The sequence below is a fragment of the Phycisphaerae bacterium genome (genome assembly GCA_035275405.1).
GTDB lineage: Bacteria > Planctomycetota > Phycisphaerae > UBA1845 > UTPLA1 > DATEMU01.
The window spans coordinates 726,427-744,557 of sequence record DATEMU010000015.1; the positions used below are offsets into that span (position 1 = coordinate 726,427).

An 18,131-nucleotide genomic window follows, 5' to 3' on the forward strand; every position below is an offset into this window, starting at 1 on the left:
ACGACTCTTACGGAATATCAGCGCGATGATGGTATAATGGTGTTTATGAAGATCGAATTGACCCCCGGTCAGCAGGAACAGCTCGATCGCGCCGACGAACTTCCGGTAAGCGTCTGTGACCCCAGAGACCAGTCGGATTACGTACTAGTGCCTGCAGAGCAGTACGAACAGATGCTGGAAGTCATCGAAGATGACGTCGAGCAACGCGCCCTGCGGCGCGCCGGCGCGAAAACACTGGCCAAGAGGCTCGCGGACGAGTCGGCATGAACCCCGGCGAGTTGTATTACGCGGATCTGTATGAGGCGGGTGTCCGCCCGGTGTTGATCGTCTCGCGTGAGTCTCTCAATCGCGGTGGTTACGCGGTCGCTATTCCGCTTACGTCATCGCACTTCGAACGCCGAAGCCGTCTGCCCAATTGCGTCCCATTTCGCGCAGGTCAATTTGGACTGACTGTGGATTGTGCGGCCCAATGCGAAGCGATTCTCAGCATTGAGCGGTCTCAGATCGATCTTACCAAAGGCCTTATCGGACAGGTCGATGAATCGACGATGCGTGAGGTGATTCGGGCCGCCGGCTACGTTATGGAATCAGAGTGCGAGCCGACTGGATGACCGCTATGCTCAACCCGGTCAACCCCGAGCTAGTCCTTTCGCTCAATCAACGGCCGCTCGCCGCGCGGGCCGTCGCCAACGCCCGCCAGCGCCTCAAAGACGGCCAACTGGAAACGTGGCCGCTGGCCGAGACCTCTGAGCAACAAGCAGGCCAACGACTTCGACATTTATTAAAGAAAAAAGGCATTACCCAGGCCGCGCTCGCCCGCAGTCTCGGCGTATCCCTGGCGGTGGTAAACCGTGTCCTCAAGAGACCGGATCGCTCAATGGTGGTGACGCTTCGACGGATCGCCGCGGCGCTGAATGCCGACGCTTGGGAGATCGTTGACTGAGATAGTCGCCAGTTGTCAATGGCTCCCCCCTATTTCAACGCAGCCCGTAACGGCCCGGACAGCTTCGGTGGGCGAGCGAGCAGTTCCGTCAGGTGATAATCCAACAGGTCGAATGCCTCGCGTGCCAGCTTCGTATCGTCCAGCGGATGCGGAGAGCCGATCACTCCCAGCGCTCGCGCCAGCGCCACGCTCATGCGCCGCTTCTCCACGATCGCCGGCTCGCAGTCCCGGCAGATCGCCCCGCCCTGGTGCGAGCTGAAATAAACGGTCGCGTCTTTTTCGACCGAGCGCCCGCAGCCCATGCAGCGCGACAACTCCGGTCGCAGGCCGATTTGCGTCAACATGAACCACAGGTATCGCGCCAGGAGCCCGATCGCCGGTCCGTCTTTCAGCGCGCGAAAGAATTTGCGCAGTCCGTCGAAAAGCTCCGGGTGGGGGTCGTGCACTTCCATCAGGTGCGACGTGACCTCGGCGGCGTATTGCGCGGCGTAATTGCGAACCAGGTCGGTGCGCAGGTGCGGAAATGTCTCCTCCTGCCGCCATTCCGTCAACGTCGCGAGCGTCTCCTCCTTGCCCGGCCGACGGGAAAAGACCAGCCGCCCCACCTCCAGAAGATCGATCCCGACGGAGGCCCTCGTCTTCGTGGCCCGCTTCACGCCCTTGGCGATTATCCGCTGCTGGCCGTGCTCGCGCGTCAGCAGCACCAGCACCTGTGACGTCTCGCTGTAATCGAGTCGGCGAAGGACGACGGCGATATCGGAAAAAAGCGACATGAGTCAGGAGGCCGCCGCGCCGTCGTGGATGGAGACGCGCACGCGCTGCACCGACCGGGGCCGGGCCTCCAGGACCTCGATACGCACGCGATCTTCCATAAAGCTCTCGCCCGGCGTGGGAATCCGCCCCAGCCGGCTCAGCACGAAGCCGCCGATCGTGTCATACGCCTCGTCGACCGGCAGCGACAGTTCCAGCGCCTGGTTGACCTCCTCCACATTGACGCGGGCATCCACTTCCGCCGTCTGCGCGTCGATCTTTCTGATCGGTTGGACCGGCGGCTCGTCATGCTCATCGGCGATCTCGCCGACCAGCTCCTCCAGAAGATCTTCGATCGTTACCAACCCCGACGTTCCGCCGTATTCATCCAGCACGATCGCGATATGCACGCGGCCGGTCTGGAACTCGTGCAGGCACGACGCGACATCTTTCGTCACCGGTACAAAAGGGACCGGCCGCATCATCGTCTTCAGCGAAAAGGCCTCGGGCTTGTCCACGTTGAGCAGGTCCTTCGTATAAAGCACGCCGATCACGTGATCGATCGTCTCTTCGTACACGGGGATACGCGAATGGCCCGTATTTCGGACCAACTCCAGCACTTCGGCGTGCCCGGCCGAATGTTCGAGGGCGACGATGTCCGTTCGCGGCGTCATGATCTCCCCGACCGACGTCTCGTCGAGGTTGATCACCGAGCGGATCATCTTCTTTTCCTGCTCGTTCACATCGCCGCGGCTTTCGCCCTCGCTCAGGGCGTCGAGGATCTCCTGCTCGACCTGCTCCGTCGCATCGGCCGGACGGCGCGGCACGCCCGCCAGCCGGCGCACGATCTCATCGATCAGTCGAACCACGGTCAGGACCGGCGAGGTGATTCTCCGGGTCCACTCAAGGACAGGAAGTACCCGCGCCAAATAACGATCGCCGGTATGGCGCGCCCATGCGGCGGGGACGGCTACTCCAAAGACCAGAAACCAAGGCGCGGAGTAGAGGAAGACCTCCAGCGGCTGCCGATACCAAACCGCCCGCGACGGCGACGCGACGGCCACTGTCAGGACGAAAAGCACGATCCCAAGCTGCCGGAAGATCAGGCCGGTCAGTGCGTATTCATGGTGATAGTGATCGAAGGATTCCAGCCGCTCGCTTCGTCCCAGCCGCTCCAGCCCTTCCTGCAGCCGGCTGCGCGAGGCAACTTGAACGGCGTTTGCGGCCGTGCCCGCAAAGAGCGTCAACAGAGTCCAGAGGATGAGCAGAGCGGCAATAGTCATGAACAGCGATCAACGCATCACCCGCGCGTCGAAGAAGATCGGGCCGCGCCCCAACCGCAACAGGATTTCGTCTTCGCGCCGGTGCATCCGGGCCGCATCGCCCGGTTGCCGATCATTATAGCCGCAGAGGTGAAGGCATCCGTGCACGACGTACAGCAGTACTTCGTTCCGCCAATCCCGCCGATCCGACTCGGCCCGACGCTGCGCCACGGACTCGCACACCACGAGTTGTCCGTCCACCGGCGGGCGCCTTGCCCCCTTGCTTTTCTTACTGCTGAAATCGAAAGTGAGCACGTCGGTTGGCCGCGGGTCGCCCATCCACCGCCGGTGCAGCCGCTTCATGTCCCGCTCGTCTACTACGGCCACCTCCAGCCGTCCGCTGTCGCGACCTTCGGACAGGAGCGCTGCGCGCACCGTCCGGCGGATGAGACGCCGCAGCCCCGGATCGCCGCCGCACACATCGATGGTAATCGACGCGCCCGGTCGCGGTCGCCGCGACGAAGCAGGTTTTCGCTTCTTGCGTCGCGTCATGCGCTGCGTACGACGTGGGACACGGGCTCCTCCGGCCCGCGCGGATAGGCGATGCGCCCGTGATGAAACGCCTGCAGGCTCTTCACGATGCTCTGCTCCACGCGGGCCAGCTCTTTCAGCGTAATATCGCAGTCCTCGAACTGGCCGTCCATCAGCCGGGCCATGGCGATCTCGTGAACCACGCTTTCGATCCGCCCCGCCGTCGGCTCCTGGAGCGCGCGAACCGCACCCTCGACGCTGTCGCAGAGCATCAGGATCGCCGCTTCGCGCGAGTGCGGCTTGGGGCCCGGATAGCGAAACTCCGTCTCGCTGACTTCTTCTTCCCGGCCGCTGGCTCGGGCTTCCTGCGTGGCGCGGGCATGGAAATAGCGAACCAGCGTCGTCCCATGATGCTCAGCGATGAACTGGTGCAGGACGCGCGGCAAACCGTGCTCCCGGGCCATCGCGATTCCATCCTTGATATGCGCCAGGATGACCAGCAGGCTCATCGACGGCGCGAGGTTCTGGTGGGCGCTGGTCTTGCTGGACTGATTCTCAACAAAGTAGTGCGGCTTGCAGGTCTTGCCAATATCATGGTAATACGCGCCCACGCGGACCAGCAGGCCGTTCGCCCCGATCTCCTCCGCCGCCGCCTCGGCCATGCTGCCGAGCAAATGGCTGTGCTGCCAGGTGCCCGGCGCCTTTTCAATAAGGTGCCGCAGGAGCGGATTACTTGTATCCGCCCACTCCAGCAGCGTCAGGCTGGTCGTCATGCGAAACGCCCGCTCGATCACCGGCAGCAATACCAGCACGACGCTGATCCCCGCAAAGGCCGCCAGCGCCGCGAAGGCCGCCTGTTTGGCGACGTATTGAAGCCCCTCCTGCATCATCAATCCGACAAACAGCGCCGCTGTAGCCGCCGCGAACGCCGTAATCCCGCCCAATTCCACCATCTTGAGCCGTGTTCGGACGTCTTCCAGCATCAGCGCGGTCACCGTGATCACCACGAGATGCACGAGGAACAGACCGAACGGCGCCTCCAGCGTCAGGACCGTCAACAGCGCCAGCGCCGCGGTCGCTCCGATTGCGAAGCGCTGCGAATAGGCGATCGTCAGGATCGCCGCGGTCATGGCGATGGTGGCGACGCTCCAGATGGGCGACGTGCTCATGCCGACGAGCACCACGCGCTCGCACAGCAACATCACGAGCAAAAGGGCCGCGAGCCCCAGCGCCCGAAGCGGCCGCTCGGTAATTCGCGGATGCGCCAGGTGCGTGAACACCGCCAGCCCCCCCGTGATGAGCACGATCAAACCGAAGAGACCGATGGTCTCCTTGATCCACTGCGTCTTGAGAAGCGGTTCGACATGCCGCTGGCGAAGGTATTCTTCATGCTCCGCCTTCAGCAGCGCCAGGGCTTCCCCGTCAATGACGCCGGCCTGTACCAGTCGATCGCCGACCTGGTAACTATCCTTGACCGGATCGAGCCCGCCGGCCTCTTCAATCTTCTTTTTTGTGTAATCCTGATCGAAGACGTTGACCGGTCGGAATTCATCCGGCGCCGGGGTAATTGCCTTCTTAACGACCGCGACGAACACCGGCCGCGCCGCCCCCGCAAAGTCGCGCGGCACGACGCGCTCGGCGAGGCGCTCGACGTGCTCGCTGTTCACCGCATAGGTCAGCCGCTCCTTCGGCACGGCCTCGAAGACGCCGCTCCCGCGGTCGAGTTGCACGACGCTGGCCGTGCTGCGAATCTCGCGCGACAGGTCTGCCCGCTCGACCATATTGGATCCGGCCAGACGGTGCAGGATGGCATCGCATTCCTTCTTGAACTTGGCCGCGGCCTCCTCGTCGCTGCCCAGTCGGTGCAGTGCCTCAAACGACGCCTCATCGAGCGACCATGGATTCGTTCCCGTCGCAGCGAACTTCTCAAAGGACTCGGTCGAGTTCACGGCCGCCCGGAGATCATTCATTTCCGATTTGACGACGTCGAGGAGGCCCTGGTTAAGTCGAAAATAGTTCGGGACGTCCTGTTGGGCCTGCTTGCGGACCTCGGCGGTGCGGAGCTGGTTGACCCGCTCAAATCGCACGCGGGAGAGGACCGGCTGTGTCAGTGTCTGGCCAAGGAAATAGGGCGATCGCTCCTGACCCGACAGGGCGATGACGAACGCCCCGCCAACGAATGCCACGGCAATCGCAATCGGTATCCCCGGCAGGCTTCGCAGGCGCGGCCACCACCCACCCCAGCTCTCGCCTAGCTGGCGTCGGGCCTCGGATTGACGTGAAGGACGGGCGATTCCCAAGCGTCTCTACTTCCGGGGTTTGCGCCCCGATCAGTTTGCCCAAGCCGCTTAGACCGCGTGCCAAGTCGGATCTTTTGGGCTGACCTCGTTACAAGATTATAACCGGACGACTCCCCGCTTGGACTATCGCAAGTGTTCCCTCCCTGGGTGAGAAAAAACGAACTAACGTCCGAAAACTAATGGCAGGCTGATTGATCTCAAGAATTTCTTTAACTAGTTATTAATACACTACTTACACTTTTTCACTCCAGCTCGCGTGGCTTCCGCACATCTCCCCTGCACAATCAGTACCGTCAAACATCCAAGTGATTCCTAAGCCGCGTCCTGAAATCGTAGCGATGCGTCGCGCCGGCCGGGCCATCGTGTGAATTCGACGGGTTGCGGGTATATCCAAGCACGCCTTTTGCTACCAATCCACGTCGGAGGCGGACCCTTTGACAGCGAATTTTGTCGGCAGGGAGAAGATGCCAACTGTTATCCCCAAGAACCTCCGTAAACCGCCGGCTACTCAACGCCTAAGCGTTTGGGCCGTTGGTCTTTTCGGCCTGCTTCTCGCCGTATCATCCTGGCGCGGTCTTGCGACGATCGCGACTGGATCTTTCGGAAAACCGGCCGTTACGACCGGCGAAGCGACCGCCGCGCTGGATGTGGAGTAAGACGAGGGCCACATCAGCGGCGTTGGTCTTGCCTGGACGACCCGCGGTTCCCAGTGAAGCACGCGCACTCGAACGCCGTACAATCAAACGCCCATGGCCATTATCACCCTCACGACGGACTTCGGCTCGGCCGACCACTACGTCGCCTGCATGAAGGGCGTCATCCTTCAGCAGGCTCCTGACGTTCAGATCGTCGACATCACCCACGCCATCGGCGCCCACGACGTCGTTCACGGCGCCTTCGTCCTGCGCCAGGCCTTTGACTATTTCGCCGACGGAACCATCCACGTCGTCGTCATCGATCCCGGCGTCGGCACCACCCGCCGACTCCTTGCCGCCTCGTACGATGGTCAGATCATCCTCGCCCCCGATAACGGCATCGTCAGTCTCGTCCACCGCGACTTCGCCCTGGACGAACTTCGCCAAATTGCCAATTCCCGCCTCTTTCGCCAAGACGTCAGCCCGACTTTTCACGGCCGCGATATCCTCGCCCCCGTCGCTGGCCATTTGGCCCGCGGCACCGGCCTCGTCAACGTCGGCCCCATTATCGACCAACTCGAGATCCTCAATCTCGAACAACCCGTGCTGCTCCCGCGCGGCGGCATCCAGGGACAGGTGCTCTACGTCGACCACTTCGGCAACCTCATCACCAACATCAGCGAAGCCGACCTCGCCGCCGCCGTCGGCAGCGCGACCGATCTCACGGTTCACGTCGGTCCCCTTCGCGTCGGCCCATTGCGGATCACCTATGCCGACGTCAACCCCGGCGAGATCGTCGCTATCCTGGGCTCGACGGGCATGTTGGAAGTCGCTGTTAACCAGGGCCACGCCGCTTCCCAACTTCGCGCGTCCCCCGGCACCATTGTCACGGTGCACTAACCTCTCTTTGCGAGCGTCAAACTCCAGACGCTCAATTCCGTGCAAGCGTGGACGTCGTGAGCTATGACGACGGCCCGTCGCTGCGATTTGGAAGTCGACGGCCGCACGCGCAGAGAACTTCGTTGGATTTTGTCCGCAGACCGGGGGGTCAGTCCCTCAAATGCCGACCCACATTGGGATGAGTTCCAATATTATTGCAGCCCCCCATGCCGCTAGTATCTGGCAGTGGTCGGGCGAGGGCGTGTGGGACGCCCCTCCCTCCCAGCTTGCGTAATCCGAACTCGTGCCGGTGGCGATGATGGCAACGACGATCAATCAACGTTTCAAGTCAGGCGACACCTGCGGCGAAAGCGGGACGTACGACTTTGACGGTTACGCCGACGGCGCCTCGAATCCGCTGCCTTCGCCCGACGACATGCGGATCATCCTCATGTCGGGCGACGAATTCCCGATGGTCGGCCATCCGACGAGGGCGTGCTATTGGAAATTCTCCGACGACACGCGTGACGACGAAGCGCCGCGCGGTGGATTGTAAAGCAAGAGGAATTGAAGACCAGGTGGACGGGACCATGACTCGAAAATGCCTTGCGACCGATGACAAGTTGCTCGCCTACCTGGTGGGGCGATCGCGATCGCTGGCGCGGCGCGTGGCCGGAGTGGTCCCGGCTCCGCTGGAAGTCCTGATTCCGCTGTCGGCGGGCGAGTTGTCCGCCTTGAACGATCGATCACGGCGCTGCGAAGAGTGCCGACCGTATAGAGATGAAGACGATGAAGAGTTCTTTCCCTAGGCCCGACTGGGGGCGCCCGCTGTCACCCCTCCCGCTCCGCGCGGGCGCCCCGTTTTTTTATATTCCTACGCCGTCGCCGATGGTTGGTTTTCGGCTCGATGGCGAGATGCTCGCGGCGTAACGGCCCGCGGCGTTCTTAAGGCGCAGGACGCCTCGGGCAACCAGAAGTCCGGGGCGCTGGAGGCGCCTCTCCCCCCATCCTCGGAACGGACTCGAAGTCCCCGGGGACGAGATTGAAAGGAGATTCGGCCGATGCTTTGGACGATCGCGATCTTGCTCATCGTGATGTGGATCCTGGGAGTGGTGACGAGCGTCACCCTGTACGGATTCATTCACCTTTTGCTTTTTCTCGCCGTCGTCTCCGTCCTGGTGCGAATCATCCAGGGACGTCGACCCGTAGATTGAAATGACAAGAAGGAAGTCCACACAATCCATCCAAACGTAATGGGGAGTAAACCGATGACGACGAGGCACAAGACGCATAACCGACGCTCGACAAGTGGAAACCACAGACAAGGCGCCGCCGAACTGCGCTCTCAGGTGAACGCGGTCCGGCGGGACTTGCGCGACCTCGCCTCGGCGGCGGGCGACATGGCCCTCGATCAGTTGGATCCGCTGGAAAAATACGTCCTGGCCAAACCCATGAAGGCCCTGCTCCTTGCCGCAGGAATCGGCGCCTGCGTCGGCTTCTTGTTCCGCCGTCGGTAGGGAGATCCTCTCGTGGTTGCCAAACGTCTGTCGCACAACGGCCGCCGGAGAACGACGGCACGGTCGACGGCGGACGTGCCCCGCTCGCGACGAAAGTCTGTCGATTTGGCGGACGACCCGATGGATGCGCTCGCAAGCAGCGTCGCCGAACTGCGCGACCAAATTAAGGGTCTCGCCCAGGTCAAGGTCGATCAGCTCGACCTCGCGGTCCGCAGCCGCGCGAGCAAGCTTCCCTTTTACGGCGTGCTGGGCGTAACGGTCCTTTCCTTCGTCGCTGCCGCCGCCGGCTTTGTCCTATATGCCGCGGCGCTGGGAATGACCCGCCTGTGCGGAGATCGGCCCTGGCTGGGCTTCCTGTTGACCGGGGTATTGGTCCTGGCCGTATTTCTCAGCTCGGCTTACGCCCTCCACATCCGCGCGCGCCAGCGGCATCGCCGCCGCCTGGAGGAGAAGTATGCCCCGACGCAGGCCTGAGACGCATCGCTGGAGAACCCCTCGTTCAGCGCCGACCCCGGAAGAGCGATTGCTCGCCCAGGTGGCCTTCCGCTATGAAATCGGCGTTCTTCGCGCCTGGGACGATGTCCGCCATGCGTCGGCGCGTGCCGTTGATCCCCGCACATGGATACAGCGTCACCCCCTGGGTTCTGTCGTCGCGGCCGGCGCCGTCGGCGCGATCTGCGGAATGAAAAGGAAGGAACCTCCGCCTCCACCGGGAATTCGCACCGCGCTCAGGAAAGCGGGCTTTGCGCTGCTCCGCCGCGCGGCCATCAGCGGATTAATGACGCGCATCGTGTGGCGCATCTGGGATGACGTACGACCCGCTTCGCCCGGGAACCCCCGACCGCCGGCCCCGGCCGCCTTTCGGCGGTACCGACCCGATCGTTCCTCCGCGAAGTGGAATTGAAACTCCGGGCGGCTAGAAATGCCGGAAAGCGGCGAAAAGCATGACCGACGCCGACAGACAGCCCTCCGTACCCCGAGCCGGCACGATCGTGGCCACGTTCGCCGTTCTCGTGGTACTGTATTTGGCGCGCGACGTGTTGATCCCCTTCGCGCTAGCCATCTTCCTGGCGTTTCTCCTCGCGCCGCCTATTCGCCGGCTTCAAAGATGGGGCATCCCGCGAATTCCCGCCGTCTTTGCCGTCGTCGCTTTTACTGTGTCGCTCCTGACCGTGGGCAGCCTCTTTGTCGGCTCCCGCGCGATGTCTCTCGTCGAGCAATTGCCCAAATACCGCCACAATATCATCGTCAAGGCCCGCGCGCTGCGCGAATCGATCGGCGGAACCTTACAGCCGGTCTCTCAAACCGTGGATGAAATCGCCCGCGAGATTGCCGGCCCGCCGCCCAAGAAAAACGAATCCGCCCGGCCAAACGAAAACGGACTGGTCGGGCCGGAACAACTTCCAACGACCCCGCAAACCGCCGACGTTTCCGAAAAGGAACCGGCTTCGGCAGCGCCCGCTCCCGTCACGCCGGTTGCGGCGATCATTCGCCTGCTGCGGACCATGCTCGTCCCCCTGCTTCACCCCGTCGTGATGTTTGCCCTCGCCGCGGTCTTCACTCTCTTTTTCCTCGTCTACCGCGAGGATCTGCGCGACCGGATCATCGAAGTGTGCGGCGATGGGCGGATCGGCGCGACCACGACCGCGTTTTCCGATGTCGGCGAGCGGATCAGCCGGTACTTCGACGGACTGGTGCTGACGAATATCCTGAATGGCATCGCGATCGGAGTGGGGCTCGCCCTGATCGGCATACCCGATGCCATTTTGTTCGCCGTCCTTGCGGCCGTGCTGCGCTTCGTGCCCTTCCTCGGCACCTGGATCGCCGCCCTCCTCCCCATCGCCTATGCCTTGGCGATCGAACAGGGGTGGACGATCCCGCTCCTCGTCGCCGGCCTATTTGTCGTGGTCGACCAGTTGAGCGCCAATCTGCTGGAGCCGTGGCTTTATGGTTCGCGCGTCGGCGCCTCTCCGACCGCCATTATCCTGTCCATGGTGGTCTGGACCTGGCTCTGGGGCGCGTTCGGGCTTCTCCTCGCCACGCCGATCACCGTCTTTCTGGTCGTGCTCGGAAAATATGTGCCGCAATTTCAGAAGTTGTACATCCTGCTCGGCGATCAACCGGCCCTGCAGCCTCCCTTGCGCATCTACCAACGCGTGCTGGCGATGGAGGAAAAGGAGGCCGTGAAAATCGTCGAACTGGCCGCAAAGGACTCGACCCCCGAAGCCGCGTTTTCCCACGTTCTCGTCCCCGCGCTCCATTTGCTGGCCGACGACGACAATGACGCGTCATTGGGTCCCGTGCGACGGGACCTCACGCGGAGGGCCGTCGACGATTTGATCGAGCGTCTCACTCCTCGCGTTCCAAACCGTGCCGCCGATGCGGACGCCGCATTGCCACCCGCGCGCGACACACAGGTGTTTCTCATTCCGGCGCCGGGGCCCTACGACGAGATTGCCGCGCCGCTGCTGGCCCGCCTGTTTGAAGCCGCGGGCGGTTGGATATCCGTCGCCTCTTCCCACCTGCTCGTCGCCGAGCTTCTAAAGCGAATCGAGGCCGACCAACCCAAAGTTGTGTGTCTCGTCACCGTCCACGCCCGCAACATCGCCTGGATCGAGCCGCTCTGTCGCCGGATCACCGAAGCGAAACCCGACATCACCCTGGTGGTGGGGGTTTGGGATCCCAGGTGCAACGCGGCCCGGCTCAGCCGGCGTTTCAGCCGCTTTCGACGCGTACGGTGTTCCGCCCACTTCGCCGCGACGCTGGCGGAGTTGCGCAGTACGATCCATCGAAGCCCTGGCGCGGTCCCTCCTGAGCCCGCCGCGCCCCGGTCCGGCCTGTGGGCCGGCCTCCGGCGTCGCGTGCAACGCGGCCCCTCGGCGCCAGGAAAGGTGGTTTCATCGCATTAACCGGGACATGTCGATCAATGAGGACGAATCACATGAATCGCAAAGTTCAGACATGCATGTTCGCCGCGCTGGTGATCGCCGTCGGCGGTTGTGAATTATTTTTCAATCTGGGTCAGAACCGGACCAGCGTCCGATTGGTGAACAATGCCGACTTCACTGTGGAGGTCGATCTTTACATCTCCAACGAGCAGGACATTCCCCGCGAGGTACTGACTGTCCTGGGCGACAAGCTCGAATTCACGCTGGCCCCCGGCGAATCCACTTCCTTTATGCGCGATTGCGACGATCTCCAGGCCGTCGTCATCGACGACGCCAACCTTCGCGACTCCGGCTTCTTCGAACCCGACGCCGATACCAACGTCCTCCGCGACGATGGCGATTTCGACTGCGGTGATACGATCGTCTTTACCTTCGATCATTCGTCCGCCGTCACCGACTTCCACATCAACGTCGAAGTGATCCCGGGCCCCCCTTGATTCACCCGCCTTGCTATTCGCCGCCGCTCCGTCACAATCCGGCCCCGTGGAAACCGGACCGCCCAAAGGCCGCCTCATCGTCGTCCATGGCTCCATGTTCGCCGGGAAGACCGAGACCCTCATCGCCCGCCTCCGCCGCGCCCGCGCCGATGGTCTCATCGTCAAAGCCTTCAAGCACTCAATCGACAATCGCTACGACCCGACCCACCTCGTCACGCACACGCAGGATCGCTTCGACGCCCAGCCCGTCCCTGACGCCGAGACCGTACTAAGAGAATCAGAAGGCGCGGACGTCGTCGCCGTGGATGAGGGGCATTTTTTCAAGCTACCACTTATCCCTGTCGTGGAAAAACTCGTTGCCCGCGGTGTGACCGTACTTGTCGCCGGGATCAGCAACGACGCGTGGGGCCGCCCCTTCGATCCCATGCCGCAGCTCTGCGCCATCGCCGACGAAGTCGTGACCAAGCAATCCCCATGCCGCGTCTGCGGCAAGCCCTCGCCCTACACGCAGCGCAACACCCCCATCGACACCCTTCACATGGTCGGCGGTCTTGACGACTACGAGCCCCGCTGCCCCGAACATTTTACGCCGCTCGCCCTGCCTCCGGAGAATCGCTAGATGATGCAGGCTCGCGGCATCCTCGGCATCCTCGCGCTCCTGTTCATCGCCTGGCTCCTTTCCACCGACCGCCGCCGCTTCCCTTTCAAGACGGTCATCGGCGGCATGGTCCTTCAATGGCTCCTCGCCCTTCTCGTCCTCAAGACCGAGCCCGGCCGTGCGATCTTCGACGCCCTCGGCAGCGTCGTCGCGGTCATCCTCATCGGCGCGGACCAGGGCGCCGCCTTCGTCTTCGGTCCGCTTGCCGGGAGCCACGCTGCCGTCTCCTGGGGCGCGATCGTCGGCATCAAGATCATGACCACGATTATCATCGTCGCCACGCTCTCGGCACTCGGCTATCACTACGGCATCCTCCAGCGCGTCGTCGCGGGAATGGCCTGGATCATGACGCGGGCCCTCGGCGTCAGCGGCGCGGAATCCCTCTCCGGCGCGGCCAACGTCTTTCTCGGTCAGACCGAAGCCCCGCTGCTCATCCGCCCCTATCTGCCCACGATGACCCGCTCAGAGATCATGGCCATGATGACCGGCGGCTTCGCGACGGTCGCCGCGGGTGTCATGGCCTATTACGTTAGCCTGCTGGGCGGCAATGACCCCGAGCGCATGGCACAGACCGCCCGCCACCTGCTCACCGCCTCGCTCATGTCCGCCCCCGCGGCCTTTGTCCTCGCCAAAATCATGGTCCCCGAGCGCGAAAAGCCGGTCACTGGCGGCCCGACGAAGGTGACGGTCGCGCGGGACACGCACAGCTTCATGGACGCGGCAACGAGCGGCGCCTCCGAGGGCATGAAGCTGGCCATCAACGTCCTCGCCATGCTCATCGCCTTCGTCGCATTGATCGCCATCCTCGACTACGGCCTGACCGCCTTTGGTCGCGTCTCCTTCATCGCGCCCGCCGTTAGTGCGATGGGAATGAAAGAGTTGAACCTCGACGAGATCCTCGGTCTCGTCTTCGCGCCGGTGGCCTGGCTCAATGGCGTGCAGTCCTCTGACTGCCGCACGTTCGGCAGCCTGCTCGGCAAGGCGATGGCGACGAACGAACTCATCGCCTACATGTCGCTCGGCGAGATTATCAAGAGCGGGGCACTCTCCGAGCGCTCGATCACGATCGCGATGTACTCGCTGTGCGGCTTTGCGAACATCAGCTCAATCGGAATCCAAATCGGCGGCATCGGCGCCCTCGCCCCTGAGCGCCGCCCCGACCTCCTCCACTACGGCCCCCGCGCCATGCTCGCCGGAGCCATGGCCTGCTGGATGACGGGCTGCATCGCCGGGGTGCTGATCTGACGCACGCACACTCAAGAGACCGACCCCCCGCGCCGAGAATCCTCCGTTGTGCCGGCAAATTCGCCGCAAATCGAAATTTGAAATGCTAAGAGACACTCAATGGGACGCGGGTGATGTCGTCGCCCGCGCGGGGATGTCTTCTTGACGAACTTCATAGAGGATCACGCCCACGCGGCCGTCGGGGTAGGGAAAGCGGCGCAGCTCACGTCCAGGGACGGGGATGTCGGGCCGTTCGGCGACCAGTAGCCGGCGATGATGCCCCAGCAGCGGGAGCATCCCGGGCAGCTCCTCGCTCCGCGCAAAGACGACCGGGCCGATTTGGAGCAGCCGGTCGAAGGTCGGGCCGGGCAGGTATTGCGGCGACTGGGCGAAATACTCCCGAGGCGGCATCCGCGTCCAGTAAAGATAGAGGATGCCAAGCTGATTGGTCTTCATGGAGGTGAACAGGAAGGCGTCGTAATCGGCCTTCCGGCGGTCGACCTCCGCGAAGACCTCGCGCCATTCGGATTGAAAGGCCTGCGCGGCCGCGATCGGGTAATCCGCAAAAAACAGCTTCAGGAAATAGCCGACGTTCAGGGCTAGGACCGCCGCGCCGGCGATGAGGAAGCGCCGCACCGACGCGGCCGAGCGCGCACCCACGGCGGCAAGGATGAAGTCCCCCCCGAGCGCCGCCAATATCTGATACGCCGGCAGACCGCCGATTGAACGCAGGGCATGGCCGCCCTCCCAATTGGCGGCGGCCGCCGGAACCGGCGAGAGGAGGATCCACCAAATGACCAATTGTGTGAATGGTTCCTGTCGCCATCTTCGCACCGCGCGATAGAGTCCAACGGGAATCAGGATCGCGCAGAAGTAGTGCAACTGACCGTACCCGGCGATCGACTGAACGAGCGAATGATCGCCACCGATGAAAAAAAAGTCGGGCGAGAGGTTTTGCAGATAGTTGCGGACAAACGCCATGACGCCGTCGGCAAGTCCCGTCGTCTTGTGGAAAACCGAGACACTCGCCGCCCGCGTCCAGACCGCCTCAGGGTTCCTGAACCACGCCCACAAGAACGGCAGGAGGCCAATAAACAGCCCGACGCCCCAGACCATTGGGAATCGCCGTGTCCGGCGGTCGACCAAAAGTTGACGAAGCCGGTCGCGATAGACAACGACAATCGCCAACAACAGCAAAGGCACAAATACGCGCATGGCGTGATACGTCCACGCGGTCAGCCCGAAGATAAGTCCCGAGGCGAGCCAGATTGCAGAGTTCTGCCGTCGCACCGCGAGGAGCAAGAGCAGCATGGCCAGCACCATCAGCGTGGGACAGGTCCCCGCCTCGAACGCGAGCCGCGTGACATGGACATGCCAGGGCGAGACCGCCAGGAAGAGCGCGGCCATCGCCGCAGCCCGATCGTTGTACACGCGGCGAAGGAGTTCATAAAGAAGCCAGACACCGACGACGCCGATCAGCGCGCCCGGCAGCCGCGTCGTCCACACGTTCATGCCGAACAGCGCCTGCAGCGGCATTAACAAATAGACAAATACTCCGGGGTGGTAGTCCCGAAACGCGCGGAAGAAGATCGGCCACGCTTCGCCGCGGTGGTCCTTACCCGTCTCCAGCAGGCACCACGCGTCATAGGCGTGAACGGCCTCGTCCTGGTTGATCGCCGGCGGCACATTGTCCAACCGGTAAAAGCGCAATGCGGCCGCGAGCAGCACGATAAGCAGTAGCGTCCACGATCGGCGCCGGTTGGGCAGTGCGTCGTCGGGCCGTGGGTTCATCACGAAGGGCCACCGGAGTTTCGATCGGTGAGACCGCCCGTTATTCCGGGGGAGCCAGGCATGGCAATCGGATCGGGCGGCTGAATTTGGAAGCAATCGGGGCGCAACCGGCCGTTGGCAACGACCTCATGGTAAGCGCACTCGACAATAGTTCTTTCCCGGCCATCCTCCGACGCATCGACGACCGACCACCTCCGGATCAACAGCTCGTCCTGATCGATCCACAGGCGCTGGACGTTTTTCCGAACCGGCCAGACGATCCTCCGGGCGAACACATAACAGGGGCGGTCGCCGGACCACGCAACGCCCTGCAATCGCCACGCGGGAAACCCGCCCGTTTGATCCTTTCCCAGGGCCGACGAACGGTCCTCCCATAAGGCCGGCAGCAGGAAGGGGACGTCATCGGAAAGTGCCATGGCGGCGGCCTCAATCGGCGCGGCCCGCGGCGAGCGGCCGCCCTGAAAGCGACCGGTCGCTGAACGATAAGTCCAGCACTCCGCACCCGAAACGATGGCCACGTCCCGGTCGATCTGTAAACGGCAGCGGGACGGTCGGGACAAATCCCACGAGAGGGGGACGACGCGGCGCGTTCCGTGCCGAAAATCCGACAGGACCCCCTTGACCTGCAGCGTGCTCAGCCGGTTGTGAGCGGTGATGCATTTGTCGAGGATTTCGTCGGCGCGGGTCAGACTGGCGCTGATTGCGGACGGCGGGTCGCCCCGGGGCGGGGGGCATCCCGACCCGCTCGCGAGAACAATGGTCGGCAGAACCAAAAGACGGGCACGCCATGATCGAGGTCGACAAAGGGTCATCGATATGGGCGGCGGACGATGCACGTCAAAGGCCTTCGTGAGCAATCTACAAGACCGGAGCATTTCGCGGCGTCAGGTTATCGTACCTGCGTGTCCTTGTATTGTGCAGTCTTGTCCCTCTCTGAGGCGCAAAACAATATCGGGCGTTGCGGCCGGATAAATTTTTCGCCAAGCGGCGTACTTTTGATTGGCGCAGCGGGCGGCGGTTGGCAAAATGTACGCGGGTTGGGGGCATGAGGCCGCCTGAGCGCTAGCGAGCAAGGATGATCCCGTTGAAACAACATGCTCAGGTGGCCGCGGCGCTCGAGGAGCATCTCGCCGAGCGCTTTGATGGCGTGACCGTTCGCATCGGCGACAACATTCACTACAAAGGAACGAACATCGTCATTACCTGTCCGGCCTTCGCGGCCTGGCTGCCGGAGCAGCGCTTTCACCACATCGTGCGGGCGATCCCCGCGGACTTTTACGAGCGCCATCTGCGGCAGGGCGTGGTGTGGTTCGAACTGGCCCCGGGGGAAAGCCCTGCGGCCTACATGAAGATGCCGCGTTCGGAAGACATCGAGGCCGATGAAGCGACGATTGGTCATCGCCTGAGGGCGATCGATTTCTATGCGCGCCTGCAGGCAGCGCTCAGCGCGCGCAACGCGATGCCGTCGGCGGACGATTTTGTCGTGTCCAGGCGACTGCTGGCCGAATCGGGGATGGACGAAGTCAGCGTGATGAAAGCCTGCTTATTCCTGATTCGTCAGGGGGCGTATTGCGACGCACAGGTTTTGGCTGATATCGTGCCGAGGATGGCCGTCGAGCAGGCACGTTAACCGACTCTTAGAAACCGAAGCCGCCGTTTCCAGTATCGTTGCCCAGGCCGCCGCCGGTCCCGGTGTCGGTGCCGGTGCCGCCGCCAAGGAGCAGTTGAATGGGCAGGAGCATCACGCCGTTTACGAGTTGAAAGAACGCCGACGGGGCCTGGTTGAGGGAGGTCGCCACGACTTGCGTCAGTCCGTGGCCACATTGGGAAAGCTGAAAGAGGGGCGCGGCGGCCATAACGATCGCGACGCGGCGCGTCCATCGGAAGCGTTTCCAAGTTCGCTGGGTCATGTGATGATCCTCGCACTGTCGAGCAATGGGGCGCTGCGGCCGCTTCGTCAGCAGAATCGCCTAATTGATGATCGGATACGGGTTGCCGCCGAGAAAAGTTTGAATGACGTCCGATCCGGGGAAGTTCTGGAACAACACCTGCTGGACCGAGCCGACAAATAGACTGAAGACCGTGCTGGTGATCTGCTGACCCAGGTACGAATTCAGGGCAAAAGGATCGCAGGTGCCGGTCGTTTGAAAGAGCGGCAGCGCGGCAACGGCCATGAGCAGTCCCTTCCGTCGGCGATAAAGTCGAGTGATGAAAGAGGTCATCGTGGTGGTCTCCAATGGTCTTCTGCGAGCGGGG

At 62.9% G+C, this 18,131-nt stretch carries 23 protein-coding genes; 15 read left to right on the top strand and 8 right to left on the bottom strand.

From position 1 onward, the window contains the following. Positions 1-36: 36 nt before the first annotated feature. From VJZ71_20750 to VJZ71_20760, 3 genes are read left to right on the top strand one after another with little or no spacing between them, the layout of a single operon-like run. Positions 37-267, top strand: a complete 231-nt coding sequence (locus tag VJZ71_20750; protein ID HKQ50513.1) for a hypothetical protein — start codon at positions 37-39, stop codon at positions 265-267. After that, complete coding sequence (locus VJZ71_20755; protein ID HKQ50514.1) at positions 264-611, top strand: type II toxin-antitoxin system PemK/MazF family toxin; 348 nt, start codon at positions 264-266, stop codon at positions 609-611. Before VJZ71_20750 ends, VJZ71_20755 begins: the two co-directional genes overlap by 4 nt. Then, the gene (locus VJZ71_20760) at positions 608-943 is read left to right on the top strand and encodes a helix-turn-helix transcriptional regulator (GenBank protein ID HKQ50515.1); all 336 of its coding nucleotides are present in this window, start codon (positions 608-610) and stop codon (positions 941-943) included. The genes VJZ71_20755 and VJZ71_20760 overlap by 4 nt, the downstream gene beginning before the upstream one ends. 29 nt (positions 944-972) lie before the next feature. Here VJZ71_20760 and recO read toward each other — a convergent pair whose 3' ends face one another. The 4 genes from recO to VJZ71_20780 are packed head-to-tail and all read right to left on the bottom strand — an operon-like array spanning position 973 to position 5,672. Continuing rightward, a complete protein-coding gene (recO, locus tag VJZ71_20765; GenBank protein ID HKQ50516.1) occupies positions 973-1,716 on the bottom strand; it encodes a DNA repair protein RecO in 744 nt (247 codons plus the stop codon). Between the two features lie 3 nt (positions 1,717-1,719). After that, on the bottom strand, positions 1,720-2,976 hold the full coding sequence (locus VJZ71_20770) for a hemolysin family protein (GenBank protein ID HKQ50517.1): 1,257 nt from the start codon (positions 2,974-2,976) through the stop codon (positions 1,720-1,722). Between the two features lie 9 nt (positions 2,977-2,985). Continuing rightward, complete coding sequence (gene ybeY / locus VJZ71_20775) at positions 2,986-3,507, bottom strand: rRNA maturation RNase YbeY (GenBank protein HKQ50518.1); 522 nt, start codon at positions 3,505-3,507, stop codon at positions 2,986-2,988. After that, on the bottom strand, positions 3,504-5,672 hold the full coding sequence (locus VJZ71_20780) for an HDIG domain-containing protein (GenBank protein ID HKQ50519.1): 2,169 nt from the start codon (positions 5,670-5,672) through the stop codon (positions 3,504-3,506). The genes ybeY and VJZ71_20780 overlap by 4 nt, the downstream gene beginning before the upstream one ends. 863 nt (positions 5,673-6,535) lie before the next feature. Here VJZ71_20780 and VJZ71_20785 point away from each other — a divergent pair. The 11 genes from VJZ71_20785 (at position 6,536) to VJZ71_20835 (ending at position 14,105) form a co-directional block, all read left to right on the top strand. Further along, positions 6,536-7,321, top strand: a complete 786-nt coding sequence (locus VJZ71_20785) for an SAM-dependent chlorinase/fluorinase (protein HKQ50520.1) — start codon at positions 6,536-6,538, stop codon at positions 7,319-7,321. A 289-nt stretch (positions 7,322-7,610) separates the two neighbouring features. Beyond that, the gene (locus VJZ71_20790) at positions 7,611-7,856 is read left to right on the top strand and encodes a hypothetical protein (GenBank protein ID HKQ50521.1); all 246 of its coding nucleotides are present in this window, start codon (positions 7,611-7,613) and stop codon (positions 7,854-7,856) included. 34 nt (positions 7,857-7,890) lie between these two features. Beyond that, positions 7,891-8,109, top strand: coding sequence for a hypothetical protein (locus VJZ71_20795; protein ID HKQ50522.1), 219 nt, complete (start codon positions 7,891-7,893; stop codon positions 8,107-8,109). A gap of 252 nt (positions 8,110-8,361) precedes the next feature. Then, positions 8,362-8,514 carry a lmo0937 family membrane protein gene (locus VJZ71_20800; GenBank protein ID HKQ50523.1) on the top strand — a complete coding sequence of 51 codons (153 nt, stop codon included), beginning with the start codon at positions 8,362-8,364 and terminating at the stop codon, positions 8,512-8,514. Positions 8,515-8,568: 54 nt separating this feature from the next. Further along, entirely contained in the window at positions 8,569-8,817 is a 249-nt protein-coding gene (locus VJZ71_20805; GenBank protein ID HKQ50524.1) for a hypothetical protein, read from the top strand. Positions 8,818-8,829: 12 nt separating this feature from the next. Next, the gene (locus VJZ71_20810) at positions 8,830-9,291 is read left to right on the top strand and encodes a hypothetical protein (GenBank protein ID HKQ50525.1); all 462 of its coding nucleotides are present in this window, start codon (positions 8,830-8,832) and stop codon (positions 9,289-9,291) included. Further along, positions 9,272-9,721, top strand: a complete 450-nt coding sequence (locus VJZ71_20815; GenBank protein HKQ50526.1) for a hypothetical protein — start codon at positions 9,272-9,274, stop codon at positions 9,719-9,721. Before VJZ71_20810 ends, VJZ71_20815 begins: the two co-directional genes overlap by 20 nt. Positions 9,722-9,761: 40 nt before the next feature. Further along, positions 9,762-11,726 (top strand): AI-2E family transporter, encoded by a 1,965-nt coding sequence (locus VJZ71_20820; protein ID HKQ50527.1) that lies wholly within the window; start codon positions 9,762-9,764, stop codon positions 11,724-11,726. Between the two features lie 32 nt (positions 11,727-11,758). Continuing rightward, positions 11,759-12,202 (top strand): hypothetical protein, encoded by a 444-nt coding sequence (locus tag VJZ71_20825; GenBank protein ID HKQ50528.1) that lies wholly within the window; start codon positions 11,759-11,761, stop codon positions 12,200-12,202. A 46-nt stretch (positions 12,203-12,248) separates the two neighbouring features. Further along, positions 12,249-12,821, top strand: a complete 573-nt coding sequence (locus VJZ71_20830) for a thymidine kinase (GenBank protein HKQ50529.1) — start codon at positions 12,249-12,251, stop codon at positions 12,819-12,821. Beyond that, complete coding sequence (locus tag VJZ71_20835) at positions 12,822-14,105, top strand: nucleoside transporter C-terminal domain-containing protein (GenBank protein HKQ50530.1); 1,284 nt, start codon at positions 12,822-12,824, stop codon at positions 14,103-14,105. It begins immediately after the preceding gene. A gap of 96 nt (positions 14,106-14,201) precedes the next feature. Here VJZ71_20835 and VJZ71_20840 read toward each other — a convergent pair whose 3' ends face one another. Together VJZ71_20840 and VJZ71_20845 are read right to left on the bottom strand one after the other, a co-directional pair. Then, positions 14,202-15,875 (bottom strand): glycosyltransferase family 39 protein, encoded by a 1,674-nt coding sequence (locus VJZ71_20840; GenBank protein HKQ50531.1) that lies wholly within the window; start codon positions 15,873-15,875, stop codon positions 14,202-14,204. Beyond that, positions 15,875-16,648: a hypothetical protein gene (locus VJZ71_20845; GenBank protein ID HKQ50532.1), complete on the bottom strand. Its 774-nt coding sequence runs from the start codon at positions 16,646-16,648 to the stop codon at positions 15,875-15,877. The genes VJZ71_20840 and VJZ71_20845 overlap by 1 nt, the downstream gene beginning before the upstream one ends. Positions 16,649-16,950: 302 nt before the next feature. On the opposite strand from VJZ71_20845, the gene VJZ71_20850 reads away from it, so the two are divergent. Continuing rightward, complete coding sequence (locus VJZ71_20850; GenBank protein HKQ50533.1) at positions 16,951-17,505, top strand: hypothetical protein; 555 nt, start codon at positions 16,951-16,953, stop codon at positions 17,503-17,505. 7 nt (positions 17,506-17,512) lie between these two features. On the opposite strand, the gene VJZ71_20855 is transcribed toward VJZ71_20850, so the two are convergent. Then, positions 17,513-17,785, bottom strand: a complete 273-nt coding sequence (locus tag VJZ71_20855; protein ID HKQ50534.1) for a hypothetical protein — start codon at positions 17,783-17,785, stop codon at positions 17,513-17,515. Between the two features lie 60 nt (positions 17,786-17,845). Next, complete coding sequence (locus VJZ71_20860) at positions 17,846-18,097, bottom strand: hypothetical protein (GenBank protein HKQ50535.1); 252 nt, start codon at positions 18,095-18,097, stop codon at positions 17,846-17,848. Between the last annotated feature and the right edge of the window lie 34 nt (positions 18,098-18,131).

Bases quoted from the DNA above. Each gene is read 5' to 3' on its own strand.
- VJZ71_20770 (HKQ50517.1), bottom strand. From the start codon at position 2,976: ATGACTATTGCCGCTCTGCTCATCCTCTGGACTCTGTTGACGCTCTTT.
- VJZ71_20860 (HKQ50535.1), bottom strand. From the start codon at position 18,097: ATGACCTCTTTCATCACTCGACTTTATCGCCGACGGAAGGGACTGCTC.
- VJZ71_20815 (HKQ50526.1), top strand. From the start codon at position 9,272: ATGCCCCGACGCAGGCCTGAGACGCATCGCTGGAGAACCCCTCGTTCA.
- VJZ71_20855 (HKQ50534.1), bottom strand. From the start codon at position 17,785: ATGACCCAGCGAACTTGGAAACGCTTCCGATGGACGCGCCGCGTCGCG.
- VJZ71_20800 (HKQ50523.1), top strand. From the start codon at position 8,362: ATGCTTTGGACGATCGCGATCTTGCTCATCGTGATGTGGATCCTGGGA.
- VJZ71_20750 (HKQ50513.1), top strand. From the start codon at position 37: ATGGTGTTTATGAAGATCGAATTGACCCCCGGTCAGCAGGAACAGCTC.
- recO (HKQ50516.1), bottom strand. From the start codon at position 1,716: ATGTCGCTTTTTTCCGATATCGCCGTCGTCCTTCGCCGACTCGATTAC.
- VJZ71_20820 (HKQ50527.1), top strand. From the start codon at position 9,762: ATGACCGACGCCGACAGACAGCCCTCCGTACCCCGAGCCGGCACGATC.
- VJZ71_20755 (HKQ50514.1), top strand. From the start codon at position 264: ATGAACCCCGGCGAGTTGTATTACGCGGATCTGTATGAGGCGGGTGTC.
- VJZ71_20760 (HKQ50515.1), top strand. From the start codon at position 608: ATGACCGCTATGCTCAACCCGGTCAACCCCGAGCTAGTCCTTTCGCTC.
- VJZ71_20835 (HKQ50530.1), top strand. From the start codon at position 12,822: ATGATGCAGGCTCGCGGCATCCTCGGCATCCTCGCGCTCCTGTTCATC.
- VJZ71_20785 (HKQ50520.1), top strand. From the start codon at position 6,536: ATGGCCATTATCACCCTCACGACGGACTTCGGCTCGGCCGACCACTAC.
- VJZ71_20825 (HKQ50528.1), top strand. From the start codon at position 11,759: ATGAATCGCAAAGTTCAGACATGCATGTTCGCCGCGCTGGTGATCGCC.
- ybeY (HKQ50518.1), bottom strand. From the start codon at position 3,507: ATGACGCGACGCAAGAAGCGAAAACCTGCTTCGTCGCGGCGACCGCGA.
- VJZ71_20840 (HKQ50531.1), bottom strand. From the start codon at position 15,875: ATGAACCCACGGCCCGACGACGCACTGCCCAACCGGCGCCGATCGTGG.
- VJZ71_20795 (HKQ50522.1), top strand. From the start codon at position 7,891: ATGACTCGAAAATGCCTTGCGACCGATGACAAGTTGCTCGCCTACCTG.
- VJZ71_20805 (HKQ50524.1), top strand. From the start codon at position 8,569: ATGACGACGAGGCACAAGACGCATAACCGACGCTCGACAAGTGGAAAC.
- VJZ71_20850 (HKQ50533.1), top strand. From the start codon at position 16,951: ATGATCCCGTTGAAACAACATGCTCAGGTGGCCGCGGCGCTCGAGGAG.